The organism is Helicobacter sp., from assembly GCF_022511165.1.
GTDB lineage: Bacteria > Campylobacterota > Campylobacteria > Campylobacterales > Helicobacteraceae > Helicobacter_C.
In genome coordinates, this window is sequence record NZ_JAFLSB010000010.1 from 21,122 (window position 1) to 46,813 (window position 25,692).

General features: G+C 38.1%; 28 protein-coding genes and 3 tRNA genes. 16 read left to right on the forward strand and 15 right to left on the reverse strand.

Annotated features, from left to right (window positions below; genetic code table 11):
- Positions 1-59 precede the first annotated feature (59 nt).
- The 8 genes from rmuC to ribA all read right to left on the reverse strand — a co-directional run bounded on the left by rmuC (position 60) and on the right by ribA (position 5,873).
- On the reverse strand, positions 60-1,499 hold the full coding sequence (gene rmuC, locus J1E28_RS02520) for a DNA recombination protein RmuC (RefSeq protein WP_291026373.1): 1,440 nt from the start codon (positions 1,497-1,499) through the stop codon (positions 60-62).
- A 33-nt stretch (positions 1,500-1,532) separates the two neighbouring features.
- The gene (gene moaC / locus J1E28_RS02525; RefSeq protein ID WP_291026374.1) at positions 1,533-2,015 is read right to left on the reverse strand and encodes a cyclic pyranopterin monophosphate synthase MoaC; all 483 of its coding nucleotides are present in this window, start codon (positions 2,013-2,015) and stop codon (positions 1,533-1,535) included.
- Positions 2,016-2,054: 39 nt separating this feature from the next.
- Entirely contained in the window at positions 2,055-2,585 is a 531-nt protein-coding gene (mog, locus tag J1E28_RS02530) for a molybdopterin adenylyltransferase (RefSeq protein WP_291026403.1), read from the reverse strand.
- A gap of 27 nt (positions 2,586-2,612) precedes the next feature.
- On the reverse strand, positions 2,613-3,203 hold the full coding sequence (gene mobB, locus J1E28_RS02535) for a molybdopterin-guanine dinucleotide biosynthesis protein B (protein ID WP_291026375.1): 591 nt from the start codon (positions 3,201-3,203) through the stop codon (positions 2,613-2,615).
- A gap of 14 nt (positions 3,204-3,217) precedes the next feature.
- On the reverse strand, positions 3,218-3,682 hold the full coding sequence (locus J1E28_RS02540) for a molybdenum cofactor biosynthesis protein MoaE (protein WP_291026376.1): 465 nt from the start codon (positions 3,680-3,682) through the stop codon (positions 3,218-3,220).
- A complete protein-coding gene (locus J1E28_RS02545) occupies positions 3,682-3,906 on the reverse strand; it encodes a MoaD/ThiS family protein (RefSeq protein WP_291026377.1) in 225 nt (74 codons plus the stop codon). The genes J1E28_RS02540 and J1E28_RS02545 overlap by 1 nt, the downstream gene beginning before the upstream one ends.
- Before the next feature lie 80 nt (positions 3,907-3,986).
- Positions 3,987-5,237 carry a molybdopterin molybdotransferase MoeA gene (locus tag J1E28_RS02550; protein ID WP_291026378.1) on the reverse strand — a complete coding sequence of 417 codons (1,251 nt, stop codon included), beginning with the start codon at positions 5,235-5,237 and terminating at the stop codon, positions 3,987-3,989.
- Positions 5,238-5,255: 18 nt separating this feature from the next.
- On the reverse strand, positions 5,256-5,873 hold the full coding sequence (gene ribA / locus J1E28_RS02555) for a GTP cyclohydrolase II (RefSeq protein ID WP_291026379.1): 618 nt from the start codon (positions 5,871-5,873) through the stop codon (positions 5,256-5,258).
- 175 nt (positions 5,874-6,048) lie between these two features.
- Here ribA and J1E28_RS02560 point away from each other — a divergent pair, with 175 nt between their 5' ends.
- Positions 6,049-7,485 (forward strand): catalase, encoded by a 1,437-nt coding sequence (locus tag J1E28_RS02560; protein WP_291026380.1) that lies wholly within the window; start codon positions 6,049-6,051, stop codon positions 7,483-7,485.
- Positions 7,482-7,961, forward strand: a complete 480-nt coding sequence (locus J1E28_RS02565; RefSeq protein WP_291026381.1) for an ankyrin repeat domain-containing protein — start codon at positions 7,482-7,484, stop codon at positions 7,959-7,961. The genes J1E28_RS02560 and J1E28_RS02565 overlap by 4 nt, the downstream gene beginning before the upstream one ends.
- 163 nt (positions 7,962-8,124) lie before the next feature.
- Here J1E28_RS02565 and thiD read toward each other — a convergent pair whose 3' ends face one another.
- Both thiD and J1E28_RS02575 read right to left on the reverse strand, forming a co-directional pair.
- Positions 8,125-8,928, reverse strand: coding sequence for a bifunctional hydroxymethylpyrimidine kinase/phosphomethylpyrimidine kinase (gene thiD, locus J1E28_RS02570; protein ID WP_291026382.1), 804 nt, complete (start codon positions 8,926-8,928; stop codon positions 8,125-8,127).
- Between the two features lie 77 nt (positions 8,929-9,005).
- Positions 9,006-9,707, reverse strand: coding sequence for a DedA family protein (locus J1E28_RS02575; protein WP_291026384.1), 702 nt, complete (start codon positions 9,705-9,707; stop codon positions 9,006-9,008).
- 141 nt (positions 9,708-9,848) lie between these two features.
- Between J1E28_RS02575 and J1E28_RS02580 the strand changes: the two genes are divergently transcribed.
- The 8 genes from J1E28_RS02580 to feoB all read left to right on the forward strand — a co-directional run bounded on the left by J1E28_RS02580 (position 9,849) and on the right by feoB (position 17,446).
- Positions 9,849-10,493 carry a carbonic anhydrase gene (locus J1E28_RS02580; protein ID WP_291026385.1) on the forward strand — a complete coding sequence of 215 codons (645 nt, stop codon included), beginning with the start codon at positions 9,849-9,851 and terminating at the stop codon, positions 10,491-10,493.
- Positions 10,494-10,502: 9 nt separating this feature from the next.
- A complete protein-coding gene (kdsA, locus tag J1E28_RS02585) occupies positions 10,503-11,303 on the forward strand; it encodes a 3-deoxy-8-phosphooctulonate synthase (protein ID WP_291026386.1) in 801 nt (266 codons plus the stop codon).
- Between the two features lie 22 nt (positions 11,304-11,325).
- Positions 11,326-11,796, forward strand: coding sequence for a 6,7-dimethyl-8-ribityllumazine synthase (gene ribH / locus J1E28_RS02590; RefSeq protein WP_291026387.1), 471 nt, complete (start codon positions 11,326-11,328; stop codon positions 11,794-11,796).
- Positions 11,797-11,798: 2 nt separating this feature from the next.
- Positions 11,799-12,230: a transcription antitermination factor NusB gene (gene nusB / locus J1E28_RS02595; RefSeq protein WP_291026388.1), complete on the forward strand. Its 432-nt coding sequence runs from the start codon at positions 11,799-11,801 to the stop codon at positions 12,228-12,230.
- 12 nt (positions 12,231-12,242) lie between these two features.
- A complete protein-coding gene (pyrF, locus tag J1E28_RS02600; RefSeq protein WP_291026389.1) occupies positions 12,243-12,950 on the forward strand; it encodes an orotidine-5'-phosphate decarboxylase in 708 nt (235 codons plus the stop codon).
- Between the two features lie 54 nt (positions 12,951-13,004).
- Entirely contained in the window at positions 13,005-13,832 is an 828-nt protein-coding gene (panC, locus tag J1E28_RS02605; RefSeq protein WP_291026390.1) for a pantoate--beta-alanine ligase, read from the forward strand.
- A 2-nt stretch (positions 13,833-13,834) separates the two neighbouring features.
- On the forward strand, positions 13,835-15,079 hold the full coding sequence (locus J1E28_RS02610; RefSeq protein WP_291026391.1) for an Opr family porin: 1,245 nt from the start codon (positions 13,835-13,837) through the stop codon (positions 15,077-15,079).
- Between the two features lie 81 nt (positions 15,080-15,160).
- A complete protein-coding gene (gene feoB, locus J1E28_RS02615) occupies positions 15,161-17,446 on the forward strand; it encodes a ferrous iron transport protein B (RefSeq protein ID WP_291026392.1) in 2,286 nt (761 codons plus the stop codon).
- 9 nt (positions 17,447-17,455) lie between these two features.
- On the opposite strand, the gene J1E28_RS02620 is transcribed toward feoB, so the two are convergent.
- The 3 genes from J1E28_RS02620 to J1E28_RS02630 form a co-directional block, all read right to left on the reverse strand.
- Positions 17,456-17,532, reverse strand: a tRNA-Arg gene (locus tag J1E28_RS02620).
- A 17-nt stretch (positions 17,533-17,549) separates the two neighbouring features.
- Positions 17,550-17,626 (reverse strand) — tRNA-His (locus J1E28_RS02625).
- Positions 17,627-17,639: 13 nt separating this feature from the next.
- A tRNA-Pro gene (locus J1E28_RS02630) sits at positions 17,640-17,717 on the reverse strand.
- A 198-nt stretch (positions 17,718-17,915) separates the two neighbouring features.
- Here J1E28_RS02630 and J1E28_RS02635 point away from each other — a divergent pair.
- The 6 genes from J1E28_RS02635 to J1E28_RS02660 all read left to right on the forward strand — a co-directional run bounded on the left by J1E28_RS02635 (position 17,916) and on the right by J1E28_RS02660 (position 24,069).
- Entirely contained in the window at positions 17,916-18,680 is a 765-nt protein-coding gene (locus J1E28_RS02635) for a TSUP family transporter (protein ID WP_291026393.1), read from the forward strand.
- Positions 18,681-18,755: 75 nt separating this feature from the next.
- The gene (locus J1E28_RS02640; RefSeq protein WP_291026394.1) at positions 18,756-19,175 is read left to right on the forward strand and encodes a DUF1104 domain-containing protein; all 420 of its coding nucleotides are present in this window, start codon (positions 18,756-18,758) and stop codon (positions 19,173-19,175) included.
- A 99-nt stretch (positions 19,176-19,274) separates the two neighbouring features.
- Positions 19,275-19,970, forward strand: a complete 696-nt coding sequence (locus J1E28_RS02645; protein WP_291026395.1) for a response regulator transcription factor — start codon at positions 19,275-19,277, stop codon at positions 19,968-19,970.
- A 5-nt stretch (positions 19,971-19,975) separates the two neighbouring features.
- Positions 19,976-21,241 (forward strand): HAMP domain-containing sensor histidine kinase, encoded by a 1,266-nt coding sequence (locus tag J1E28_RS02650; protein WP_291026396.1) that lies wholly within the window; start codon positions 19,976-19,978, stop codon positions 21,239-21,241.
- A 42-nt stretch (positions 21,242-21,283) separates the two neighbouring features.
- Positions 21,284-22,747 (forward strand): replicative DNA helicase, encoded by a 1,464-nt coding sequence (locus J1E28_RS02655; protein ID WP_291026398.1) that lies wholly within the window; start codon positions 21,284-21,286, stop codon positions 22,745-22,747.
- 2 nt (positions 22,748-22,749) lie between these two features.
- Positions 22,750-24,069, forward strand: a complete 1,320-nt coding sequence (locus J1E28_RS02660) for a ComEC/Rec2 family competence protein (RefSeq protein ID WP_291026399.1) — start codon at positions 22,750-22,752, stop codon at positions 24,067-24,069.
- Here the strand turns inward: J1E28_RS02660 and J1E28_RS02665 are convergent.
- The gene (locus J1E28_RS02665) at positions 24,039-25,295 is read right to left on the reverse strand and encodes a nucleotide sugar dehydrogenase (protein ID WP_291026400.1); all 1,257 of its coding nucleotides are present in this window, start codon (positions 25,293-25,295) and stop codon (positions 24,039-24,041) included. The two genes, J1E28_RS02660 and J1E28_RS02665, sit on opposite strands and share 31 nt — an antisense overlap.
- A 1-nt stretch (position 25,296) precedes the next feature.
- Positions 25,297-25,692: acyltransferase (locus tag J1E28_RS02670; RefSeq protein WP_291026401.1), on the reverse strand; the 396-nt coding region annotated here is incomplete at its 5' end.

Genomic DNA, 25,692 nt, shown 5'->3' on the forward strand with positions numbered 1-25,692 from the left:
TTTTTTATTCTAAGGGATATATTTTTTTGGATTTAAAATATTTTAGATTTTAATTAATGTTATTCTTCAAGCAAAGATTCTTGCCCATTTGTAGAATCTTTAAGTTCCGTAACGCCTGCCCCTTTAAGGAGATTCTGAATAGCCTGACTTTTTTTAGCAATGCCTTGATTGCCCTCATATTTTATTTTCACATCTTCACGCGTTTTATTGAGTGTGTCAATATTACGCCATAGAGCATTTAAGCTCCCCTCAAATCGTTCAATGGCGCTAAAAAGCTTTTGAATCTCTGCAAAAATCTTATCACTCTCTTTGTTGCGGTATTCGATATTCCAGAGATTATGGATAATGCGTAGCACCGCCATAATAGTAGTAGGAGAGACAAGCACTACCTTTTTTTGATAGGCTTCATTATAGAGATTCATATTCTGTGCCATAGCTTCTAAAAATGCCCCTTCAATGGGTATAAACATCAGCACAAAATCAAGTTTTTGCCCCTCTAAATATTGCTGATAGTTTTTTGCGCTTAGATTGTTAAAGTGGTTTCTTATTGACGCTACAAGTTCCTTTTGTGCCCTCTCTTTTTCCTCTGAATCTGTGGCATTACACAATTTCTCATAGGCAAGAAGTGAAGTTTTGGCATCAACAATCACGCATCTTTGCTCACCATTGCTTTGAGGAAGTCTAATCACTGCATCAGGGCGGAACACTCTATGCTCATCATCGTGCATATTGACTTGGAGTTCATATTCTCGCCCCTCTCTTAATCCACTATTTTCAAGCACTTTTTGTAAGATTATCTCTCCCCAATTTCCTTGTTTTTTATTCTCGCCTTTAAGGGCTTGGGTGAGGCTTTGAGCATCATTTGAAAGTTGCATATTGAGCTTATGGAGTTGTTCAATTTGCGCAACAAGTGCGCTATGCTGTTTAATTGAGCCTATATGATTATCGCTCAGTTGTTTTGCAAATTTGGTAATTTCCTCCCTCAAAGGCTGCAAGGAGAGCACCTGCTCTTGCGCAAATTTTTGTTTATTTTGCTCCAAAATATCTGCACCTAAAGCCTTAAAAGCATTTTTAAGCTCCTCTTTGTTTTGTGCCTCTTTTTGTTGTATTTCCTCTTGTGTGAGTTTGTATTGATTCTGTATAGAATCAAGCGTTTTATTAAAATACTCTCTTTGCTCATTTATTCTTGCTTCATAATGTCTTTTTTCTTCCTTTAAACGCGTCTCAAAGCCTTCTTGCATATCTAAAAAACGTTGTTTATAGGTAGATTCTAAGGATTGAATAGCTCCTTTGGATTCTGCAAGGGCGACTGAAAGGCTTTGGTTACCTACTCTTTGTTGCTCTAATTTTTCATTGAGGCTTTGATTCTCTAATCTTTGCTTTTCTATTTTTTCATTAAAGGCAGATTCTAGGGCTTTAATTATTTTTCTTTGCCATAACCACATACCCATAGCCCCGCATATAAGCCCAACAATGCCACCTAAGAGTATTTCAATCATTTTATAAATCCTTCATATTTTTAAGTGCATACATTATTTTGACTTTTCACGCTTGTAATCCCCGCTTTTGCCACCGCTTTTTGATTGAAGGCAAATATCGCTTATTGTCATTGTTTTATCAATGGCTTTAAGCATATCATAAATAGTAAGAAGCCCTATGCTTACGCCCGTTAAAGCTTCCATTTCTACACCTGTTTTGCCCTCGCATTTGACAAGCACACCAAGTGTGATAGAGTGCTGATGTGGATTTGGCGTAATATCTACATTAATCTTATTCATAAGAAGCGGGTGGCACATCGGGATAAGCTCACTTGTCTTTTTGCTCCCCATAATTGCAGCAATAATCGCAGTTTGCGTAATTGAGCCTTTTTTGCCTGTGTGATTTATGGCGGATTCAAAAGCTTGCTCACTCATTGAGATAGTTCCACTTGCATACGCCTCACGCATAGTGATAGATTTATCACTGACATCAACCATTCGCGGATTGTGCTTTTCATCAAGATGCGTAAGATTCATTTTTACTCCTTATTTTGGGATTTTTGTGTATTTTAGAATCTAATTTTTGGGGCGAAAGGCGTGGATATGTTGAGTATTTTCATAAATATATCGCCCCTCTATTAAATCAATACAATAAGGCACAGCGGGAAAAACTGCCTCTAAACACTCTCTAATACTTTTTGGTTTGCCCGGGAGATTAATAATGAGGCTTTTGCCGCGAATCCCTGCGCTTTGGCGCGATAAAATAGCAGTTGGCACATATTTAAGACTTACACTACGCATAAGTTCCCCAAAGCCCGGTAACATCTTATGGCATACATTTTGTGTAGCTTCTGGCACCACATCTCTTGGTGCTGGTCCTGTGCCACCGGTAGTAACAATTAAATCACAACCTTGCTCATCGCTTAGTTTTTTAAGATAAGATTCTATAATCTCTTGCTCATCGCTCATAATATGGTAGTGATACTCGCAAGGATTAAGGATAAATTCACTTAATACCTCTTGTATTGCTTTGCCTGAAATATCCTCATATATACCAAGAGCCGCTCTATCACTTGAAACAATAATGCCAATTTTGATTGTCTGCATCTCTTGCATTTGCTCTCCTTTATAAAATTATTGTGAATGCCTAAAGTTGCGAATAAAATGAGCAATACAAGCTATATCATTTAAGGGCAAAATAGGCAAGTGAGGGGGCAAAATATCTACATTTTTTACACTCTCATCAATAGCAAAAGCATTAGCATAGGGAATATATGAAGATTCTATTGTTTCACGCGCTACTACAATACGCGCAAAAGGTAGGGTTTTTAGTCCCTCTATGAAGATATAATCATACTCTGCAAATTGTGCCAATGTATCATAAAAGGCTTGTGTTTGAGAATCTTGTGCTTCTTGCGTGGGAGATTCTTGCTTCTTTTTTGTTTTTTGTGCATTGTGCTTTATTTGTAGGGTTGTGCGTGTAGGCGATATGAGTGCGACTGCATTGGCGCGTTGAAAAAATTCATAGGAATCTTTGCCTTTAGTATCAAAAACTGCCTTATCCTTTGGATCGTGCTTGATGATAGCAATTTTGTATGCGCATAAGTATTCGCAAAGTTTGCAAATAAGCGTTGTTTTACCGCTATTGCTTTTACCGCTAAAAGCAAAAACAATAGGCTTTTTTAGATTTTGGTTGCTGTTGTGAGAAAGTATGGAATCTTGCATTAATACTTCTATAATCAAAAACTTTTTGGCGCAAGAATCCCGCTACCTGCAAGTGTTTTGCTTCGCTCTTTGGCATAGATTCTACGATGATGTATAACATCATATTTCCAAATAGGCGCATTTGCCTTAAAATCCTCTATGAAAAGCTCATATACACTCAATACGCCTTTGCGATTTGATGAGATAATGCCACACATATAAGAGCTTTGATGCACACTCACATCGCCTATACTATGTGCCATACATAAATACGCATTGTGTTCTTTTTGTGCATATTGCTGCCATTTATCAAACCATTTTTGCAAAAGAGGTTCATAAATATCAAAGCTCAAAGCTTCTATTTGCCCTTCTGCTTGAATCTCCTCGCGCACAATGCCTGTAAAAATGCTCAATGCCCCCGCATTTTTGCTTTGGGCAAGGGATTCCCATTTGATATAAATATCATAAGTAGGTAATGCACCTTGATAGAGAGAGAGCATTATCCACCACACACAGGGGGGAGCAAACTCACTCTATCGCCGTTTTTTAGCGGATAGGAAAGCTCCTCAATAAGCTCATCATTGACTGCCACAGCGCTTATTTCAAGCCAAGAGTGTAAAGATGTATCTTGCGTAAGTAAATCTCTTAACTCTTGAAGATTTTGCGCCTCTAATTCACGAGATGGAATATCGCTCATAGGACCTAAAAATTCAACTTTAATCATCGTATATCCTTGTCTGCCCTTTTGTTTATATTTTTATTTTAAAAGGATTAAAATCTTAAAAAATCATAGCAAAACTGAAGTTAAAAGTGATTTAAAAACATCACTTTTACTTGTTCTCCTGCTTTTAAATTACTCCCATTTTCCTCTAAAATTGCTAGGGCAGCATTATGTGTGAGATTATTAATCATTGAGCTTTGTAGGGATTTTTTTGTGTTAAAGCTCACTTGCAAGGTGCCATTATGTTGATGCACATCACAAGCACGAAATTCGAGGCGAGAATCACTTCTTTTGACATCTTCGCAAAGTGTGGCACAAAAAATACTTGGCTGATAGATTCTATTTTGCAAACGCGCAAGGAGGATAGAGCCAAAAAGTAGAAAAGTGATAGCACAAGAATTAGGGAATCCGGGCAAGCCCAAGATAGGTTTTTTCTTATTTGAATCTTCATATATAGCGCAGATAACAGGCTTACCCGGCTTTAATCGCACACCTTTAAATGCAATGTTTGTAAGCTCTGCTATTACCTCTTGTGTGTAGTCATAATCTCCCATACTCATACCACCGGCACTCACAATCATATCACATTCATTTAAAGCCTTTTTATAGGCATTTTTAATTTCTTGTTTATCATCTTTTAGCAGAGGATAGACGATAGGCTCTTGCCCCATTTGTAGCAAAAGTGATTCTAAAAGATGTGCATTTACACTACGCACAACATTATGATGTGGGCTTATCTGTCCTACTTCAATAATTTCATCACCCACACATAAAATACCCACTCGCACTTTTTGATAGACAAGCAAAAAGCTTTGATTGAGTTCAGCAAGTAAACCAATTTCAAAAGCTCCGATTCTATCTCCTTTTTGAAGAAGCACTTGCCCTTGCTTATAATTATCTCCCACTTGGCGAATCCACTTTGCCTTTTGCACTTGCTCTTGAGGTGCACTTAAGAAGATTCTATCTTCTTGCAATGAGATATGCTCTATGATAACGAGTGTATCAGCATTTATAGGCATTATAGAGCCTGTGAAAGTTTTGATTGCATAGCCTCTTTGTAATGTAGGGCGCATAGGATTGCCTGCTTTATTTGGTGGGAGAATCTGTAAGCCTTGAGTAAGGAGCAAGGGCATATCATCAAAATTAATTGCATAGCCGTCCATTGCCGCTGTGGGATAGGCTGGAACATCATAGGGAGCGCATAAATCTTGAGCGCAGATTCTATAAAGTGCATTTTTAAAATGCACTTGTTGTACTCCAAGTGGTTCTAGCGGGAGCGTATGTAAAATCTCATTTGCTTCTGCATAGCTTATAAGGGTAGGATAATCTGCCATTCTCACTCCTTAAAGATTCTAAAGCAGATGCCCGAGTTTTTCTTTTTTAACCTCTAAATAGCCCTCATTATGCGGATTTGTCGGGGTAATGATGCTATGGCGCACAACTTTTGTATATGCTTCCATTGCAGTAATTTTGCGTGGATTATTAGTAAGGAGATTGATTTGGGTGATTTGAAAATACTTAAAAATTTCCCCTACAATCTCATAACTCCTTAAATCACTCTCAAATCCTAGTTTTTGGTTTGCTTCCACCGTGTCATAGCCCTCGTCTTGCAAAGCATAGGCATTAATCTTATTAAAGAGTCCTATACCACGCCCTTCTTGACGCAAATAAATAAGCATTCCTCCATCGGGATTTTGTGCGATTTTCTCCATACTCAAAACAAACTCATTGCCACAATCGCATTTTTTTGAGCCAAAAACATCTCCGGTTAGGCATTCAGAATGGATTCTTACAAGAGGAGTTTGTCCTAAATGAGGAGTAAAAACAATAAGATGCTCACGTGGTGCATCGCTGATATAAGCATTTGGATTGATATTGGCATTATTATTGAGATATTCGCGAAAGCTTATAGCAAGAAAGTCGCCAAATTTTGTAGGCAGCTTGGCTTGTTTTGATATTTCGTATTTCATTATATCCCTCCCAATCTTTTAACTAAATTTATAGTTCAAAAGCATTTTAAGGGTGCGCATTGTAAAATAATATTGTTAATATAGGTTGTTTGAAAAAATACAAAGGATAATAATTATTTATTAATTATTTTTAGCTATATTGATAACTCAAACTTAAATTAAAAAGGAGATGCGAATGTCAAAGAAATTTACAACAGCAACAGGAACGCCAATAGGCGATAATCAAAACTCTATCACTGCAGGAAGCAGAGGTCCTACACTTTTGCAGGATACTTGGCTATTAGAAAAATTAGCGCATTTTGATAGAGAAAGAATCCCAGAGCGCGTGGTTCACGCTAAGGGTAGTGCAGCATATGGAGAACTCACAATTACTAATGATATTACTGCTTATTCTAAAGCAGATATTTTTAGCAAAGTAGGTAAGAAAACAAAAGCATTTTTGCGCTTTTCAACCGTTGCAGGTGAGAGGGGTGCAGCAGATGCAGAGCGCGATGTGCGTGGTTTTGCACTTAAATTCTACACAAATGAAGGAAATTGGGATATTGTGGGCAATAACACACCTGTCTTTTTTATCAAAGATGCAATTAAATTCCCTGATTTTATTCATACTCAAAAACGAGATCCAAAGACAAACTTGCGTAGCAATACAGCAGCGTGGGATTTTTGGAGCTTACACCCAGAATCTTTGCATCAAGTAACCATTTTGATGAGTGATAGAGGGATTCCACGAAGTTACCGCGAAATGCACGGATTTGGTAGCCATACTTATAGCTTTATTAATGCGAAAAATGAGCGTTTTTGGGTAAAATTCCATTTCAAATCAATGCAAGGAATCCACAATCTTTCAAATAGAGAAGCAGAAGCGATTGTAGCAAAAGATAGAGAATCTCATCAAAAAGATTTGTTTGAAAACATTGAAAAAGGTAATTTCCCTAAATGGCGATTCTGCGTGCAAATTATGCCAGAAAAAGATGCAGCAACCTATCGCTTTAACCCCTTTGATTTAACAAAAACTTGGAGTCATAAAGATTACCCACTTATTGAAGTAGGAATCCTAGAGCTTAATAAGAATCCGGAGAATTATTTTGCTGAAGTTGAGCAATCTGCCTTTAACCCAGCAAATATTGTCCCGGGTGTTGGTTATAGTCCTGACAAAATGCTACAAGGACGACTCTTTAGCTATGGCGATACACAACGATACCGCCTTGGTATTAACCACTCTCAACTTCCTGTGAACGCCTCCGTTGCGCCGGTTGTTAATACACATAGAGATGGCTTTATGCAAAGAGGTGATTTTGGTGGAGCGCGTAACTACAACCCAAGCGCATTTAATGATTATGCTGAAGATCCTAATGCGCTTGAGCCATCATTGCACATAAGCGGAGGTGATGTGATGAATCGCTACAATCATCGAGATGATGATAGCGACTATTACAGCCAAGCAGGAGATTTATATCGCCTAATGAGCAGTGAGCAAAAAGAGATATTATGTCAAAATATCAAGGAAGCAATGGAAGGTGTGCCCGTAGAGATTAAAAAGCGTCAAATTGAGCATTTTACAAAAGCTGACCCTGCTTATGGTAAGCGAGTAGCGGAGCTTGTAGGGCTGTGAGTGAGGTAAAATTTACACAAGAGGAAGAAGCAAAGCTCACCGAGCTTTGCGCCTATGCACTTGATTGCGCACGCAATAATGATGTGCATTCCTTGCAGATTCTACTTGATGCAGGATTAAATGTGAATTTGAGCAATGAAAGCGGCAACACACTTTTGATGCTTGCTGCATATAATGGGCATTTTGAGGCAACAGAGCTACTCTTAAAATATGGTGCATTAGTTGATAAAAAAAATGATAAAAACCATACTCCCCTCGCAGGTGTGTGTTTCAAAGGCTATGAGCATATAGCAGAACTTTTACTCAAATTTGGCGCAAATCCCCAAGGCGATGGCGGTATGGGTTTAAGCCCGATGAATTGCGCTTTGTTTTTTGGGCGCAAAAAGATTCTTCGTCTCCTACTTCAATACTCACAGCAAAAACCCACTTTATTGCAAAGATTAAGCCTTTTTTTCTTGGGTATGAAAAAATCATAGATACCAATCCCTTAAAAACTAAAAAAGAGATTATGCCTAGAGCCATATGCTTCATAATTTAAGTAAAAATCCTCTTTTTACAACTCCTTTTTCTTAGAATCAAAAATCTTCAATATGGCTTTTGATAAAGCCTAATGATTTTGTATGTTTAATAAAGCAAGAATCATCGAAAAAAGTGATTTGTGGGACCATTACCCTTGCCGAGATTGAGAGAATATAAAATCGCATTAAACACATATTCTTTTGCCCTTTTAATGGCATTGAGACTATCAAAGCCTAGAGCGAGATTGCAAGCAATAGCAGAGCTTAATGTGCAGCCTGTGCCGTGTGTATTTTTGGTATCAATCTTAGGAGATTCTAAAATATGAAAATGCCCATTATAGAACACATCATTAGCATTTTCTACGCTATGTCCGCCTTTAAGCAAAACCGCCTTTGCTCCCATATCATACAAACATAGTGCCGCCTTTTGCATATCTTGTATGTTATGTATTTCAAATCCGCAAAGCTCTTGTGCCTCAGGGATATTTGGCGTAAGCACATCACAGAGAGGAATCATTTGCTTAAAATAATTGCGAGTGTCTTGTGGCATCAGCGCAAAGCCATTTTTGGCAAACATTACAGGATCAAGGACGATATTTTGGGGTTTATAATAGCGCAGATTCTCTGCAATACAATCAATAATGGCATTTGAGCCAAGCATACCAATTTTTGTCGCACAAGGCGGAATATCTTCAAAAACTGCTTCTATTTGTTCATTAATAGAAGGAATTGGCACATCATAGCTAGAAATCACGCGTGCAGTGTTTTCGGCTACTACGCTTAGAATCACGCTCATACCAAAGAGTTTATGTGCGCTAAATGTTTTTAAATCCGCCTGAATCCCAGCTCCACCGCTACAATCGCTCCCAGCTATGGTAAGAATGGGGAGAGCATTTTGAGTTTGAGGGAGTATTGTGTTTGACATTTTTAACCTTTAGGAATAAAATATAAACTAAACCCTTGTGTAAAGAGGGGTAATAAGCTATGCTTAATTATCTTAAATTATAACAAAGAATCTTTATGGATATTTTTTGATTTTTGCATACGCCAATACCATACATAGCCCCCAACGCAGAGTATCACAAAGCCAAATATCCATAATCCTACCTGTTTGACAATGCCTCTAAGCTGCATTTGCTCATCAGTTGGATTTGTTGAGGTAAAGGCGTGAATGATAGAATCAAGGCTTATTTGCGTAAGAAATGCCCCGGCATAGTAGCCAATGAGAGTAAGAATAATCACCCAGATTCCAGCCCCAAGACTTGTATAGAGGCAAAATTTCACAAGATTCATTTTAGCAAGTCCTGCGGGGAGGGATATGTATTGGCGCACGATAGTAATTAATCGCCCAACAAAAGTGCTGATATGTCCGTGTTTTTCAAAAAAAGCTTCCATTTTTTGCATTGTTTCTTCTGTAAAAAAAACATATTTACCATAAGCAATGAGAAATTCTCGTCCAAGTTTTAAGGCAATATAATAATTAAATAATGCTCCAGCAAGTGAGCCAAGAATGCCACAAAATACCGCAATGATTGCATTCATTTCACCTTTAAAAACTAAATACCCTGCAGGAATCATCACTACTTCGGAGGGAAAGGGAAAAAAGCTTGATTCTAAAAACATCATTATAAAAATCCCTCCATAGCCTAAAGTCCCCACAAGCTCGACAATATAATTAATGATATTTCCAAGTAGTTCGCCCATTTTGTTCCCTAAGAATTTAAGATTCTAGCGTTTTTGATTATTTTAGTTTGATATAATGCCATAAGTTTTCGCAGAATCCATTAGTTTGGAATCTCGTATTTGCAAAAAATAAATAAAGCTTATAAAAGGGTATCAAAGTCAATGAAAGAATTGTTTGAAGGGGCGATTAAGTTTCGTGAGGAAGATTATAATGAGCATAAAGCCCTCTATGAAAGCCTCAAAAAGCACCAAGAGCCACATACGCTATTGATTACTTGCACGGATTCACGTGTTGTGCCAAATCTCATTACAAATACATTGCCGGGCGATTTGTTTGTAATACGCAATATGGGGAATCTTGTCCCCCCTTATTTAGGAAAAGATAAGGGCATACGTGGGGGATATTTGGCAACGACTTCAGCGATTGAGTATGCCTTGAGTATCCTTGATATTAAAAATGTGATTATTTGCGGGCATAGCGATTGTGGGGCTTGTTCGGCAATTTATGAAGATGCAGAAAAACTTGCTAATGCGCCGTATGTGAAAAAATGGATTGAGCTTTTAGAGCCAGTGAAGCAAAAAGTCGATGAGCTAAAGCCTAGCTCAAAGGCTAAACGCACTTGGCTTATGGAACAAATGAATGTGGAGCATCAGCTTGAAAATTTAATGACTTATCCTTTTGTGGAGGAGCGATTTGATAGGGGGGAGTTAAATATTTATGGGTGGTATTATATTATCGAAACAGGCGAAATTTTTAACTATAATATGATAAAACGTGAATTTAAGCTTATCAATAAAATAAATTAAGGAGGAAAAATGATTTTAATGAGCGGACCTTGTGTTATTGAGGGATATGAAGCATTAAGCGCAGTAGCAAAAGCATTAAAACCTTTGAATGAGAATCCCAATATTGATTTTTATTTCAAATCAAGCTTTGATAAGGCAAATCGCACGAGTCTTGATAGCTATCGCGGACCGGGCTTAGAAGAGGGGATTGAGATTTTAGGTGAAATTAAAAAGCAATTTGGTTATAAAATCATCACTGATATACACGAAAGCTACCAAGCACCTACTATTGCAAAAGTAGCAGATGTGATACAAATCCCTGCATTTTTATGTCGCCAAACTGATTTGATTGTGGCGGTGGCAAAGACAGAGCGCATTGTGAATATCAAAAAAGGGCAGTTTATGAATCCCGCAGATATGCAGCATAGTGTTTTAAAAGCTATAAAGACACGTGGAGGGGATAAGGCAACTTATGAGCAGTCTCAAAAATATGGCGTGTGGCTTACCGAGCGAGGCAGTAGCTTTGGTTATGGGAATCTTGTCGTGGATATGCGCTCACTTGTGATAATGCGTCAGTTTGCGCCTGTGATTTTTGATGCTACTCATAGTGTGCAAATGCCCGGTGCTGCAGGAGGTAAGAGCGGTGGAGATAGTTCATTTGTGCCTTATCTTGCAAAAGCAGCAGCAGCTGTGGGAGTAGATGGATTCTTTATGGAGACACATTTAAATCCAAAAGAGGCATTGAGTGATGGACCAAATATGGTGCAAACAGATGCGCTTATCCCGCTTGTAGAACAGCTTTGTGCATTAGATAAATTTATGCAAAAATAAATCTTGAATCTGGAGGATTGGAATGAATATTATTGAAGGCAAATTGCAGCTTATGGGCGATGAGCGTATTGCTATCGTGAGTTCGCGCTTTAACCATCTCATTACTGATAGATTAGTAGAAGGGGCAAAGGATTGTTTTTTACGCCACGGAGGACGCGATGAATTGCTTGATTTGGTGCTTGTGCCGGGTGCGTATGAAATCCCTTTTGCATTGCAAAAGATTCTCTCTCAAGGAGAATATGATGGCGTTTGTTGCTTGGGTGCAGTGATACGAGGAGCTACACCTCATTTTGATTATGTATCTGCAGAAGCTACAAAAGGCATTGCTAATGTTACACTTAAATTTGGCGCACCTGTAACCTTTGGTGTTTTGACAACCGATACCATTGAACAAGCTATTGAGAGGGCGGGGACAAAGGTAGGAAATAAGGGTTTTGAATCAATGGCAGGACTGATTGAGCTTATTAATCTTTATAGAAAACTCGGGGCATAGCTATGGCGACACGCACACAAGCAAGAGAGGCAGTTATAGGTATGTTATATGCCTATGATGTAGGAAATGAAGATATTTTGCTTATGGCGCGTAGTATGTTTGATGAGAAAAAGATTAAAAATAAACAGCAAGATTTTGCCTATGCTCTTTTACAGGGGGTAATAGCGCATTTAGCGCAAATTGATGAGTGTATTGCGCCCCATTTGAAAGAATGGGAATTTTCGCGTTTGGGTGGAATGGAGCGCGCTATGCTAAGGCTTGGTGCGTATGAGATACTCTACACAGACACAGATACACCTGTGGTTATAAATGAAGCAGTTGAGCTAGGCAAACTCTATGGTGGAGAAGAGAGTGCGCCAAGATTCATTAATGGCGTGCTTGATGCACTAAGCAAAACTCAAAAGAAACTTACCACATCGGCTTATAAGGGATAATAAAGGATACAGATGAAGCTTTGCATTGCCCTTGATAATCCCACATTAGAGCAAAATTGTGCATTGGTGCATCATCTCTTGCCTTTAAGCGATGCGCAAAAAAAACGCATTTGGCTTAAGGTAGGTTTGCGAAGTTTTATCCGTGATGGTATTAAAGGCATAGAATCTTTGCGTCATAGCGGAGATTATAAAATCTTTCTTGATTTGAAGCTCTATGATATTCCAAACACAATGCTTGATGCCATAGATGAGGTGCAAAAAATAGGCGTGGATATGCTTACTATTCATACAAGTTGTGGATTTGAGGCGATGAAGAAGATTGCAGCATTGAAACAAAGTAGAAGCAATATGCCTCTAATCGTGGGTGTGAGTGCGCTTACAAGTTTTGAAAATGAGGGTTTTATGGAAATTTATAATGCCCCTCTTTTCTCTCATACGCTAAAACTCTCTACCCTTGCTTATCGTGCGGGGATTGATGGTGTGGTATGTTCTGTGCAAGAAAGCAGGGCAATTAAAGATTCTACACAGCAGGATTTTTTAACTATTACACCGGGTATTCGCCCTTTTGGCGAGGAAGCAGATGATCAAAAACGTGTAGCAACACTTGAGAGCGCTAAGGAAGCAATGAGTGATTTTGTGGTAATTGGTCGCCCTATTTATAAGGCAGATAATCCCCTTGCTGTGGTAGAGAGGATTCTTTGCTTTGAGGGTATGCAATAATGTTTTGCTTTATTAGCTATAAAATTAATGCTCAATCGATTTGAAGGAGGTGCGATGAAAGTCATTCATAGCGTTGCAGAGATAAAAGCCTATCGCCAAAGCCTTGCTCATAGGCGCATAGGTTTTGTAGCAACAATGGGTGCGCTACATCTTGGGCATTTAAGTCTTATTCATACTTCCTTAAAAGAAAATGATTTTACAATTGTATCTATTTTTGTGAATCCTACGCAATTTGGCGAAAATGAGGATTTTGGTGCATACCCGCGAACATTAGAGCAAGATATAGCTTTATGTGAAAAGGCGGGAGTAAATGCGGTATTTGCTCCTAATGCACAAGAAATGTATGGTATTGATGAAATAAGTTTTAATCCACCCCCTAAAATGGGCTATATTCTAGAGGGTTTTGATCGTCCTACACATTTTGCAGGAGTTATACAAGTTGTCCTCAAACTCTTTTCTCTTATTATGCCGCATAGGGCGTATTTTGGGCAAAAAGATGCCCAACAAGTATTAATTATTCAAAAAATGGTTAATGATTTATTTTTACCCATAGAAATTGTGCCTTGCCCCATACAAAGGGATAGTGATATGTTGGCATTGAGTTCGCGCAATATTTATCTAAGCCCAGAGCAGAGAGAGAGGGCATTATGTATTCCTCGCACGATTATGCGTATTAAAGAGGAGATAGAGGGGGGACAATATGAAGTTGCGCCTCTGCGCTCTCTTGCCTTGCAGAGTTTGGGGAGTGTGGATTATATTTTTTATGCAGATTTTTATAATCATTCCCTTGCTCCCATTACGCATATTACGCAAGGAGAGAGTATATTTTTACTCGCGGCAAAGGTGGGGCAAACACGACTTTTGGATAATTTATGGATATAGCTATGTATAAAAAAATTACTTTAATTTTGATAATTTGTGCTAATGTGTGGGCGTATGATAGCCTTGATGAGGCGCTCGAAAATGGTGTTTCAAGCGGAGATATTACATTTTATGGAAATTACACAAATGGGGCAGATACACCGCTAAATTCTCGTGCAAAAAATGATTTAAGTCAAGCAAGTTATGTCGTGGGGAGCGTGGGTTTAGCTTATCACTCGGCATTTTGGAAATATTTGCGTGTCGCAGTGAGTTTTCGTGCATTAGGTGTGATGTATGAAAATGATAAAAATTCACAATGGGGCGCAAATGAATTTGCTAATAACCCTAGTCGTTATGGTATAGGTGATGCCTCAAGAGACTTTTATATGAATGATCGCACAATGCTTGGGCAATCTTATATAGAGTATTTTGATGGTGATACAAGCATTAAGGTGGGGAGGGTATTTGCGGATTCAGAATGGGCAGATAGACTTATCGATGGTGTGAATGTGCGTAATCGTTCTTTGCCTAATACACTTATAGAAGCGCTGTGGGTAAAGAATAATGGTTATGTGCAATACAATAAAATGACAGGTTTTTATGCAGTCAATCCTCATAGCGTATTAGGGCTTACACAGGCAAGTTTGAAATATTATTTTGGCGAAAAGTTTGATGTAAAATTTTATGGTATTGCTAATCCTTCTATCTTTTATGCGGCGGGAGCAAAAGCTAGCGCACGATATGAAAGTTCGCAATCCTACATTGGCTTGAGTGGGCATTTTGCGACAAGTTTTGAGCAAACATATGGAAGATATAAGGGTGAAAATGGCAATGGCTATAATACTGATGTGAAGATATATGTGGGTGTTAAAGGTATGGCTGAAGCGAGTGGGGGCTATATAGGAAGTGGTGCAAATATTGGTTGGGGGTCGCTTAATACCCTTGGCAATAGTATCAGTCCATTTTTTATGTGGGGTGGAAAAGCATTGCTTGAGGGAGTTGATGCGAGTTTGTGGTATGGAAAAGTAATGTTTGCGATTGATCGTGTAAGTTTTGCGATTGTATATGGTAGCACGAAGTTTCGCGCAATGAGTCTAACAAATATGCGTTATCCCTACGATAGAGTCAATGAGGCAAACTTGCTCATTGATTTTGGCTTTACCGAACATTTAAGTGCGATTTTAAATGTGCTTAATACTCACGGCGGGTCCGAGCGATACTACCCACATAGCACCAATGTGAATCTTGGTATAAAATTAGCATTTTAAACCAAAATCTAAGAATAAATATTAATTTTATTGATTTAAGATTCTATGTAAGAATCATACAAAATATATTAAAGGTATATAATGAAAACAATTACGATTGTATGCGTGGGGCAGCCAAATGTTGGCAAAACTTCGCTGATTAATAGAATCTGTGGGGTGCATTTAAAGGTGGGGAATTTCACAGGTGTAACCATTGAAAAATCAGAAGCTAGCATTGAATACAAAGGCTATGTGTTGCGCATTATCGATTTGCCCGGCACCTATTCTTTAAATGATTATTCTTTTGAAGAGCGTGTAACGAGGCAATTTTTAGAAAATGAAGAATATGATGTAATTTTAAATGTAATAGATTCTACAAATTTAGAGCGTTGCTTATTTCTTAGCACTCAGCTTTTAGATTTGCATACACCTTTGTGCTTGGCACTGAATATGAGTGATGAGGCAAAAAAAGAAGGGATTGAGATTGATAGTGCGCATTTGGGTGAGATTCTTGGCGTAGAATGCGTGAGTGTATCGGCTTTTTATGGGGATAATATCAATGCACTCTTAGATGCTATCCTTAGAGTTGCCACAGGTGAGAAAAAACCCAATAAACGCATCTATGCAGATTTTTTAGAGGAAGAGATAAATAATATAGATCAGTTTTTGCAGGAGAAGCAATATGATGAAATCACTCATCTCCTTATGCTTAATCACAAAGGTGTGCGTAATACACGTGATATAGCGTTAAGGCTTTTAAAACAAGATAATTTTATCAGTCAAAATTTACACGATAAGGGGTGTTGGGGAGAGTTGAGTAGTTTTAGCCAAAAATGTATTAATAGGCTTTATAAACAGAGTGATGAAAAAAATGTGCGGAATATTTTTCATAATGATATGCTTAGTTTTGCCAAGGGTGCAAGTATGGAATCAAGCCATTTAAATGTGCCTACACGACTTTCTTTTACGCAAAAACTTGATCATATTTTGCTCAATACATATCTTGGGATTCCCATTTTTTTACTTTTGATGTGGTTTTTATTTCAAATAACCTTTTATCTAGGTGAATTCCCTAAAGTGTGGATTGAGCAAGGTATGGCAGATGTGGGGAGTTGGGTAGAGGAGCATTTAGCGTATGAGTTTTTAGCCTCTTTACTCTCTGGAGGGATTATTGCTGGAGTTGGCGCGGTTTTAAGCTTTTTGCCTCATATTTTGATTCTCTTTTTTGGTATCGTGCTTTTAGAAGGCACAGGATATATGGCACGCGTAGCATTTTTGCTTGATGGATTTTTTCATAAGTTTGGATTGCACGGCAAAAGTTTTATTCCTTTGGTTACAGGTTTTGGCTGCTCTGTTCCTGCGTATATGAGCACAAGAATGCTTAAAAATCGCAATGATAGAATGCTCACACTTTTTATTATTAATTTTATGAGTTGTGGCGCGCGTTTGCCTGTTTATACGCTTTTTATTGGGGCGTTTTTTGCACCTCAAGTGGCAGGTAATATGCTATATGGAATCTATATTTTTGGCGCATTAGTGGGGCTATGTATGGCAAAGATTCTTAAGCTTACTGCGTTTAAAGGCGATGATGAACCCTTTGTAATGGAAATGCCAAAATATCGCTTTCCAAGCGCACAACTTATTGTTTTTAGCCTGTGGCATAGAGCTGTGAGCTATATCAAAAAAGCAGGAACTTTTATTCTTCTTGCTTCAGTGATTATTTGGGTGGGGACGCAGTTTCCTAAAAATGAGCATCTCAAAGAGCAGATGCTAGAATCCACGCAGACTTTGCAAATAATGATAGATATTTTGAATGCACAAGATACAAATAAGTGTCTCGTGGAGACAGAGCAGGGCATTGCCTTTGTGCCTTGTGTTGAGGGCAGAGATGACGAGCAGAAGGCTAGAAATATTGAAAGGATTCAAGGTGGATTAGAATCTTTGCAAGAGCAAATTGATAGTATAGAGCATAATTATCAAGCCGCAGTGGTGGAGCAGAGCTATCTTGGACGCATAGGGCAGTTTATACAGCCTATTTTTTCGCCTATGGATTTTGATTGGAAACTCTCTGTATCGCTCCTTAATGGGCTTTTGGCAAAAGAGACAATTATCTCAAGTATGGGAGTGCTTTATGCGCTTGGCGATGAAATTAATGAAAACAATGATTTGCCTTTGCGCGATGTGTTGCAAGAGCATATCAGTTTGCCAAGTGCTGTTGCTTTTATTCTTTTTATTATGTTTTATAATCCTTGCTTTGCTGCAAGTATTGTTTTTGGCAAGGAAGCAGGTGGAAAGCGATACATTGCTTATCTTTTTATTTTTACAAGTGTAGTTTCATATATTTTTGCTTTTGTTGGCTACAAACTTACTAGCTTATTTTTTGTTTAGAAATAATTGTGGCACGCCCGAAGGGAGTCGAACCCCTAACCCCCAGATCCGAAGTCTGGTGCTCTATCCAATTGAGCTACGAACGCATAAAAAAGGGAATAAATGGGGTGGGCGATGGGGTTCGAACCCACGACCCTCAGAGCCACAACCTGATGCTCTAACCAGCTGAGCTACGCCCACCATAAAAGAAGAATGGTCGGGGCGAAAGGATTCGAACCTTCGACCCCTTGGTCCCAAACCAAGTGCGCTAACCAGACTGCGCTACGCCCCGACATAAAAGGGAGGTATTATAATACAACCCTCCTTTTTTGTCAAGGATTCTTAGGCGCTTGAGCGGGAGTTATCCCCTGTCTCTAGCGATATTGCGCTGTGATTTTAGCTTTATATTTTAAGGTGTAAATACATAATTCAATGTAGCAATTTGCTATAATGCACCTTTTAATATTATCGTATGAGGTTTTAGATTAATATGGAGCTTGATATAAGTATATGGACGATTTGTGCTTTGGTGGTAGCAGCTTTTGTAGCTGGCTGTGTTGATGCCATAGCAGGAGGTGGAGGAATGATTACTATCCCTGCTTTACTAATGGCTGGAATCCCTCCGCTTGAAGCACTTGGGACAAATAAATTTCAAAGCTCTTTTGGGAGTTTTGGGGCAAGCGTGCATTTTTATAGAAAGGGACATATTGAGCTTAAAAAACATTTGCCTTTTGTGGTTGTCGTATTTTGTGCTTCTATGCTTGGGAGCTTATGTGTGCAGAGCTTTGAATCTGATTTTTTGCGTAAATGTATTCCTTTTTTGCTTATGATTTTTGCACTGTATTTTCTCTTTTCTCCAAAAGTTACACAAGATTCACAATCCCCCGCACTTATAGGGGCTATCCCTCTAGGATTTGTGCTAGGAGGGATTGGCTTTTATGATGGATTTTTTGGTCCGGGGACAGGATCATTTTTTATGTTAGCTCTTATTATGCTTGGTGGTTTTAGTTTGCTTCAATCCCTTGCCCATACGAAACTTTTTAACTTCGCTACAAATCTTGCCTCTGTGATTGTTTTTGCATTTGGGGGGAAGATTCTGTGGATTGTGGGGCTATGTATGGCACTTGGGCAATTTGTGGGGGCGAACTTAGGCTCCGCTCTTGCTACCACTTATGGAGCGCGTATCATTAAACCTCTTGTAGTGATTGTCTCGCTTTGTGCTTGTGCAAATTTGCTCTATAAAGAATATTTTTAATTCACTTTGATTTTATATTCTTATTGCAAGATTTTAAAGTCTATAAAGACAAATTTATTTTATAAGGAGTTTGTGATGAAAAATACAAACCTTAAATTTTGTGTGGCGGCTATGGCTTTAAGTGCATTGCTTTGTGCTACTCTTAATGCCGCAGATTATAGCAAAAAAAGTGATGCAGAGTTGATTAAGCTCTCTGGTAGTGTAAAGGTGGAGGATTTTCCTGATTATCATATTGAAATCTCAAAACGATTAAAGAAAAAATCCGAAAAAGATGCAAAAGCTTTTAGAGAAAAGCTTAAAGCTCAATATGAAAAAGCCACTGAAAATATGGTTGTGAAGCAGTTAAGAGAATACAAAAAAGCGACACACGAAGCACTTCAAAAGCGCATTTCTTCAATGAGCGTTAAGGAATTGCAAGAGAGTGGTTTAAAGCCACATATGAATGGTGATAAAAAATGCCCGCATGATAAAAAAGGCAAAAAAGATAAGAAATAAAGTCTTTTTATTAGATTAAGTATAAGCCTCACTCTTTTAGATTGTAAAATTATTCTTTAAGGGTAGGGCTTAAAATATGCAAGAAATAAGGGAAGGAAAATGTCAGCTAAGATTTTATTGCTCGAAGATGATTTTGTGCTTTCTGAAATTTTATTGGAATTTTTGCAGGAGCAAGGATATGAGGTAAAATTGTATGATAATGCCAAAGATGCGCTTGATGGGGCGTATGAGCAACATTTTGATTTATGGATTTTAGATGTAAAAGTGCCCTATGGTAATGGCTTTGATGTATTAAAGGAATTGCGAGATTGTGGCAAAGAAACACCGGCAATTTTTATTACTTCACTTGATAGAATCGATGATTTGCAGAGTGGCTATAAGGCAGGCTGTGATGACTATCTCAAAAAACCCTTTGAACTCTTAGAACTTCAATATCGTATAAGCACATTGCTCAAACGTTCGTTTTCTCATACTCAAGAAGATTATATACCCCTTGCTAATGGTTTTAAATTTGGCATTCTCACGCAATTACTCTATGATGAAAACCAAACTATTGTTCCTCTTACGCAAAAAGAAACTCTCCTCTTATCACTTCTGCTTCAAAATAAAGGAAAATATGTCCCACAAGAGCTTATTTTTGATACATTATGGGGCTTTGATCAAGAGCCAAGTGAGATGAGTTTGCGCGTTTATGTGAAGAATCTACGCAAGATTCTAGGCAAGGATAGCATCATTAATAGTCGTGGATATGGCTACTGCTACAATGAAAATAGCAAGAGAGTAGAGGAAGTCTAAGCGCAATGGAGAATTCAAAAAAAGCGATTATAAAGATTTTATGTCTTTATCTTGGCACGACAGGGATTTTTTTGTGCTTATTTTTTGGATTTTTATATACGAAGGAAAAAAGACATCTCTTTGCACAGCAAATTAGCACTTTGCGTGAAGTAAGCCTTGAAGTATATGATATTTTATATACAAATAAAGATGATTTATCTTTGGCTTTAGAGCAAATTGAAACAAATATCACTTATCCTTTGGGTATCTATAATCGCAAAGGACAGATTGTTTATGATACGCTTGATACAACTTTAAGTGAGAGCGAGCGTAAAAAGGGTATTGCCTATCGTGGTAATAAAGTGATTATAGAACCCTCAATGCACGAGTATTCTCCACGATTTACCCCTCCACCCAAAAGGCAAGAAGGAGAGCAAAAAATAGAAAAAGCACCACCCTCCAAGCTCTATAAGAATCCACGTTATCAAGTGTTTATACAAGATAATAGCCTTGATTCTCAAATGTTGTTTTTGCAAATTAAACTTATTGTATATTTTCTTTTATCATTTTTTGCAGTGGGCGTGATTGCTTATTTTTTGGTGCGCCTTTGCCTCAAACCTATGCGCGAAAAGATTAACTCGCTTAATAGTTTTATTAAAGATTCTACACACGAGATTAACACACCCCTTAGTATTATTTTGATGAGCATAGAGACTTTGCAAAAAGATCATCTTAGCCCACAGCAGATGCAAAAAATAGAGCGCATTAAGCTTGCCTCAAAGAGCTTAAGTCATTTGTATAAGGATTTAGTTGCATATAATTTTCCCCACGCAATCAGCAATAAAAACGAAAATATTGCACTTGATGCGCTTTTAAGAGAGCGGCTAGAATATTTTGCGCCATTTTTTGAGCAAAAATCCATTCAGGTACAAAGTGAGATTGCGCCGAGTTTTATTGTGGCAAGTAGCGAAAAAATGAGCTGTGTGATTGATAATTTATTAAGTAATGCGATTAAATATAATAAGAAGGGTGGCAGGATTGGTATTACGCTTAAGGAGGGATTTTTAAGCATAAGTGATAATGGTTGTGGTATGTCTGAACAAGAGTGCAAAAAGATTTTTGAGCGATATGTGCGATGTAATGATTTTCAAGGAGGCTTTGGCATAGGTTTGACGCTTATTAAACGCATTTGTGATGAGTATCATATCCGTATTGAAGTGCAAAGTCAAAGAGGGCAGGGGAGCTGCTTTACACTTTTATGGAATAAAGTTCATAATCTCAAGGAAGCATAATGCAAAAAAGGGTAGAATAGTTCTTTTATTTAAGGAGTGTTTATGCAAGAGCCTATCATTATGATTGAAAAAGTCGTCCTTTCATCGATTTTTTTCTCCCCTGAAAAATTCGAAGAAATCGCCGCCCAGCTCAAGGCTGATGATTTTCTCCACTCCTCTCATAAACATATTTTTGAGATGTGTCTTTTTCTCCAAAAAAGTAATCTCCCTATTGATAGCGAGATTCTTTTAAGCAAAATGCCTTCAAATAAGAAAATTACACAAGAAGAGCTACTTGAGATTCTTGCTATTAATCCTATTGCAAATATTGAAGCTTATATCAATGAAATCAAAGAAGCAAGTATCAAGCGTGAATTACAGCATTTAGCAAATTTTTTACGCGAAAAATCACTTGATAATAATCAAAATGTAGCGGAGATTATTGATGAAGTTGAACGTAGGCTCAATGATGTAGCGCTAGATAAGGCACAAAATAATGTGTATGATGCTCAAGCAGTTGCAGGTGGCGTGATTGATTATCTCAAAGAGCTTAAAAATCGTGGTAATAATATCGTAGTAGGGCTTGATACAGGCTTTAGGGAGCTTAATCGCCTCACAACAGGATTCAACAAAGGTGATTTGATTGTTATTGGTGCGCGTCCTTCAATGGGTAAAACCACTTTTGTGCTTAATCTTGCGCAACATATTTTAGATACAAATAAAGGCGTAGTGATTTTTAGCCTTGAGATGCCTTATTTGCAGCTAGGTATGAGAATGTTAAGCGCAAAATCTTCCATTGCTCTGCAGAATCTACGCACAGCAAATCTTACCAATGACGAACTTAGCCGTTTAAGCCAAATAGCCGATAAAATGGCAAGTCAGCCACTTTATATTGTTGATGCTTCATCTTTAAGCATTGCGCAACTTAAGGGAGAGTTGCGCCGATTAAAAAGACAGCACCCTGAAATTAGTACAGCTGTTATTGATTATTTGCAGCTAATGAGTGGAGGTAGGGGTGAGCAGAATAAGCAAGTAGAAATTGCCGAAATTTCGCGTGGATTAAAAATGCTTGCTCGTGAGCTTGAAATGCCAATTATTGCTCTTTCACAGCTCAATCGTCTTTTAGAAAGTAGAGATGATAAGCGTCCTACGCTCTCTGATTTGCGTGATTCTGGCGCGATAGAGCAAGATGCTGATGTGATTTTGTTTTTGTATCGTGAAGATATTTATAAAAAGCGCGAGGATAAAGAGCGATATGCGAAATTAAAAAAAGAGGGAAAAGAAAAAGATTTTAAGCCCGAGCATCAAGAGCGCGAGATTGAGCCTACAGAAATCATCATTGCTAAAAATCGTAACGGCGAAGTCAAAACTATTGAGATTCAGTTTAATAAACGTTTCACACGTTTTGAAGATAAGCCACGTGAAGCAGAATATGAAATGAGAGAGACAAGCATTGAGGGCGAGGCGTTTATGGAGGAAATAAATGCTCAATCCACTCCGCAAGTTGAAATGCCAAAAATCCTTTAATTGTGCAAGATTCTATCAAAGCTCCCCACTCTCCCTTTGATATAGAACTTTTTAGTAATAAAAAACAATGGCTTACTTTTTTATGTCTTTGTGTGAGTGTGTTTGTTTTGAATCTTTGGCAGGAATATCGCTCTTATATGCAATTTACTGCACCTCAAGGGGCGCAAGAGATATATGCGCAAGTGATTGCTCAATATACAAAGCATAAAAATGGCAAAGATTATGAAGTGCTTAAGCTTAAAACAAAGCAGGGGGAGATATTTTACACAACAAGCAGGGAGGATATTAAAGATCTTTCTCATCGTTTTATTAGAATCTATGGTAAAAGACTAGATTGCTCTTTTGTGGCTTATTTACAACATTGCTTTTTTGTCTCCTATCGTATATCATTACTTGAAGAGCGTGATTATAGGGATTGGCTTAGGGAATGGATACAATCCCAACACGATGAGCCTTTGATTGCTTGGCTATACCAAACGCTTTTTATGGCGGATTTTCTTCCAAAACAATGGCGCGATTTAAGCAATAAATTAGGTATTGCACATCTTATAGCTATTAGTGGTTTTCATTTGGGGATTCTAAGCTTTGTTATTGGTGGGGCATTAAGTCTTGTGTATAGTATCTTTCATCAAAGACTAAGTTATCGTAATAAATATTTTGATGTGGGATTTTTTGTGCTCATAAGCCTTTTTGTTTATCTTTTAATCCTTGATTTCTCCCCCTCATTTTTGCGTGCATTTGTAATGGCAATATGTGGATTCTTGGTTGTATATAGCGGGATTAAGCTTGTAAGTTTTCGATTGCTTTTTGTCGTTGTATGCGTGTGTTTAGCACTTTTTCCTCGTCTTATTTTTAGTGTAGGTTTTGGACTTTCTGTGAGTGGAGTGTTTTTTATCTATCTTTTTGTGCGATATATGCACTTCAATCGTGGGCTATGGCATAAAGTAGTCTATGTGCCATTTGCATTTAATACGCTTATTTTCCTTGATATGATTCCGCTTGTGCATTGGTTTTTTCCTTATTTTACGCCACTATGTGTGATAAGTATCCCCCTTAGTTTGCTTTTTGTCTTCTTTTTTCCTGCTATGCTTGTGGCACATATTTTTGGATTTGGGGCTTTGTGTGATAGCTTTTTACAATGGGCTATGAATCTGCATATTGATGCTATCGAATTTTATACGCCATTGTGGTTTCTCTGTCTTTTTGCTCTCTGTGCTATTGGGGCAATTTTTACAAAAAAGCTCTATTATGCCCTCCATTCTCTCGCGCTTTTATTTTTTAGCTTTATGGTTTATAAAAGTGTATGGGGAGTGAGTGTATAGTAGATGTGATTATCTTTGGCGAGATTTGTGCGCTTAAGATGTAAGAATTCATTATGTGGTTTGGCAAGAAAAATCGCATCAAAATACTTTGTGGGTAGGGATTGAATGAGTGAAAAGTGATAGTGTTGCTCTACTTGCTTAGGATTAGCAAGTGGGTCATACACACTTACTTGCGCTCCAAAATCTTCAAGCTCTTTTTTGACGAGTGGCACTTTAGAATCGCGTATATCGGGGCAATTTTGCTTAAAGGTAATTCCAAGAATCAAAATCTTGCTTCCAAGCACTTGTATATGGGCTTTTATCATTAGCTTAATGATTTTTTGTGCGATAAAATGCGGCATCGTATCATTAATGAGACGCCCAGAGCTAATAACTTGCGGGATATAGCCAATACTATTCATTTTATGCGTGAGATAGTAGGGATCAACGCTAATGCAATGTCCCCCCACCAAGCCGGGCGTGAAAGGCAAAAAGTTCCATTTTGTCTTTGCTGCCTCAAGTACCTCAAGTGTATCAATTTCTAAATAATCACAAATGATACACATTTCATTAACAAAGGCAATATTAAGATCACGTTGGGCATTTTCGATGATTTTTGTCATTTCTGCTGTTTTGATTGAAGAGACACGATGCGTCCCGGCGGTAATAATAGAAGCATAAAGAGAATCTACCAAATCTCCCGCCTCATCTGTGCTGCCTGAAGTAATTTTGCAAATGCTGCTAAGGGTATGGGTGGTATCACTAGGATTAATGCGCTCTGGCGAGTAGCCTAGATAAAAATCCTCATTATAGCGCAAGTGTGAGGTGGCTTCAAGCTTGTCTTTGCATTCATTTTCGGTGCAAGTGGGATAGGTGGTGGATTCATAAATAACGATATTGCCTTTTTGTAGCACCTTGCCTACAAGCTCACTTGCATATAAGAGTGCGGAGAGATCTGGGACTTTATATTCATCAATAGGTGTAGGCACGCAAATAATGTAAATATTTGCCTGTGCAATATCACAAAGCGCATTGCTTAAGCTACAGCTAGAGCGTAGAATCTCCTCTGCTTTTACTTGCTGTGTCGTATCAATGCCTTTTTTAAGTGATTCTATACGAGTAGGATTTATATCAAAGCCAATAGTAGGGTAGTGTTTGCTTAATGCCATAAGTAAAGGCAATCCTACATAGCCTAAGCCAATCACGGCGATATGGGCGGATTCTAATGTGGGGAGTGGGGCTAACATATCATATCTTTATAATTTTGTCATTATAGAGGCGATATGTGCTTTTATCATAACTATCGGTTGCAATCCCGTTAGAATCAAATTCCAAGCGATTACCCGCTTTATCTACCCAAGCAATGTGTTTAGCGGGATTGCCTACTACAAGGGCAAAGGCTGGAATATCGCACACCACGACACTTCCTGCCCCAATAAAAGCATATTCTCCTATGGTAACCCCACATACAATTGTGGCATTAGCCCCTACAGAACAGCCCTTTTTGAGCAAAGTTTTTTTGAATTCTTCTTTGCGATTAATAAAAGCGCGTGGATTGATGACATTAGTAAAAACCATTGAGGGTCCTAAAAACACATCATCTTCGCATTCTACTCCCTCATAAATACTCACATTATTTTGCAC

What these genes read in the sequence shown, in the direction of transcription:
- thiD (WP_291026382.1), bottom strand. Translation starts at nt 8,928, where the DNA reads ATGTCAAACACAATACTCCCTCAAACTCAAAATGCTCTCCCCATTCTT.
- J1E28_RS02580 (WP_291026385.1), top strand. Translation starts at nt 9,849, where the DNA reads ATGAAAGAATTGTTTGAAGGGGCGATTAAGTTTCGTGAGGAAGATTAT.
- J1E28_RS02640 (WP_291026394.1), top strand. Translation starts at nt 18,756, where the DNA reads ATGAAAAATACAAACCTTAAATTTTGTGTGGCGGCTATGGCTTTAAGT.
- J1E28_RS02655 (WP_291026398.1), top strand. Translation starts at nt 21,284, where the DNA reads ATGCAAGAGCCTATCATTATGATTGAAAAAGTCGTCCTTTCATCGATT.
- J1E28_RS02650 (WP_291026396.1), top strand. Translation starts at nt 19,976, where the DNA reads ATGGAGAATTCAAAAAAAGCGATTATAAAGATTTTATGTCTTTATCTT.
- ribA (WP_291026379.1), bottom strand. Translation starts at nt 5,873, where the DNA reads ATGAAATACGAAATATCAAAACAAGCCAAGCTGCCTACAAAATTTGGC.
- nusB (WP_291026388.1), top strand. Translation starts at nt 11,799, where the DNA reads ATGGCGACACGCACACAAGCAAGAGAGGCAGTTATAGGTATGTTATAT.
- panC (WP_291026390.1), top strand. Translation starts at nt 13,005, where the DNA reads ATGAAAGTCATTCATAGCGTTGCAGAGATAAAAGCCTATCGCCAAAGC.
- J1E28_RS02645 (WP_291026395.1), top strand. Translation starts at nt 19,275, where the DNA reads ATGTCAGCTAAGATTTTATTGCTCGAAGATGATTTTGTGCTTTCTGAA.
- J1E28_RS02575 (WP_291026384.1), bottom strand. Translation starts at nt 9,707, where the DNA reads ATGGGCGAACTACTTGGAAATATCATTAATTATATTGTCGAGCTTGTG.
- J1E28_RS02550 (WP_291026378.1), bottom strand. Translation starts at nt 5,237, where the DNA reads ATGGCAGATTATCCTACCCTTATAAGCTATGCAGAAGCAAATGAGATT.
- J1E28_RS02610 (WP_291026391.1), top strand. Translation starts at nt 13,835, where the DNA reads ATGTATAAAAAAATTACTTTAATTTTGATAATTTGTGCTAATGTGTGG.
- mog (WP_291026403.1), bottom strand. Translation starts at nt 2,585, where the DNA reads ATGCAGACAATCAAAATTGGCATTATTGTTTCAAGTGATAGAGCGGCT.
- ribH (WP_291026387.1), top strand. Translation starts at nt 11,326, where the DNA reads ATGAATATTATTGAAGGCAAATTGCAGCTTATGGGCGATGAGCGTATT.
- kdsA (WP_291026386.1), top strand. Translation starts at nt 10,503, where the DNA reads ATGATTTTAATGAGCGGACCTTGTGTTATTGAGGGATATGAAGCATTA.
- J1E28_RS02545 (WP_291026377.1), bottom strand. Translation starts at nt 3,906, where the DNA reads ATGATTAAAGTTGAATTTTTAGGTCCTATGAGCGATATTCCATCTCGT.
- pyrF (WP_291026389.1), top strand. Translation starts at nt 12,243, where the DNA reads ATGAAGCTTTGCATTGCCCTTGATAATCCCACATTAGAGCAAAATTGT.
- J1E28_RS02665 (WP_291026400.1), bottom strand. Translation starts at nt 25,295, where the DNA reads ATGTTAGCCCCACTCCCCACATTAGAATCCGCCCATATCGCCGTGATT.
- J1E28_RS02540 (WP_291026376.1), bottom strand. Translation starts at nt 3,682, where the DNA reads ATGCTCTCTCTCTATCAAGGTGCATTACCTACTTATGATATTTATATC.
- J1E28_RS02560 (WP_291026380.1), top strand. Translation starts at nt 6,049, where the DNA reads ATGTCAAAGAAATTTACAACAGCAACAGGAACGCCAATAGGCGATAAT.
- moaC (WP_291026374.1), bottom strand. Translation starts at nt 2,015, where the DNA reads ATGAATCTTACGCATCTTGATGAAAAGCACAATCCGCGAATGGTTGAT.
- mobB (WP_291026375.1), bottom strand. Translation starts at nt 3,203, where the DNA reads ATGCAAGATTCCATACTTTCTCACAACAGCAACCAAAATCTAAAAAAG.
- J1E28_RS02635 (WP_291026393.1), top strand. Translation starts at nt 17,916, where the DNA reads ATGGAGCTTGATATAAGTATATGGACGATTTGTGCTTTGGTGGTAGCA.
- feoB (WP_291026392.1), top strand. Translation starts at nt 15,161, where the DNA reads ATGAAAACAATTACGATTGTATGCGTGGGGCAGCCAAATGTTGGCAAA.
- rmuC (WP_291026373.1), bottom strand. Translation starts at nt 1,499, where the DNA reads ATGATTGAAATACTCTTAGGTGGCATTGTTGGGCTTATATGCGGGGCT.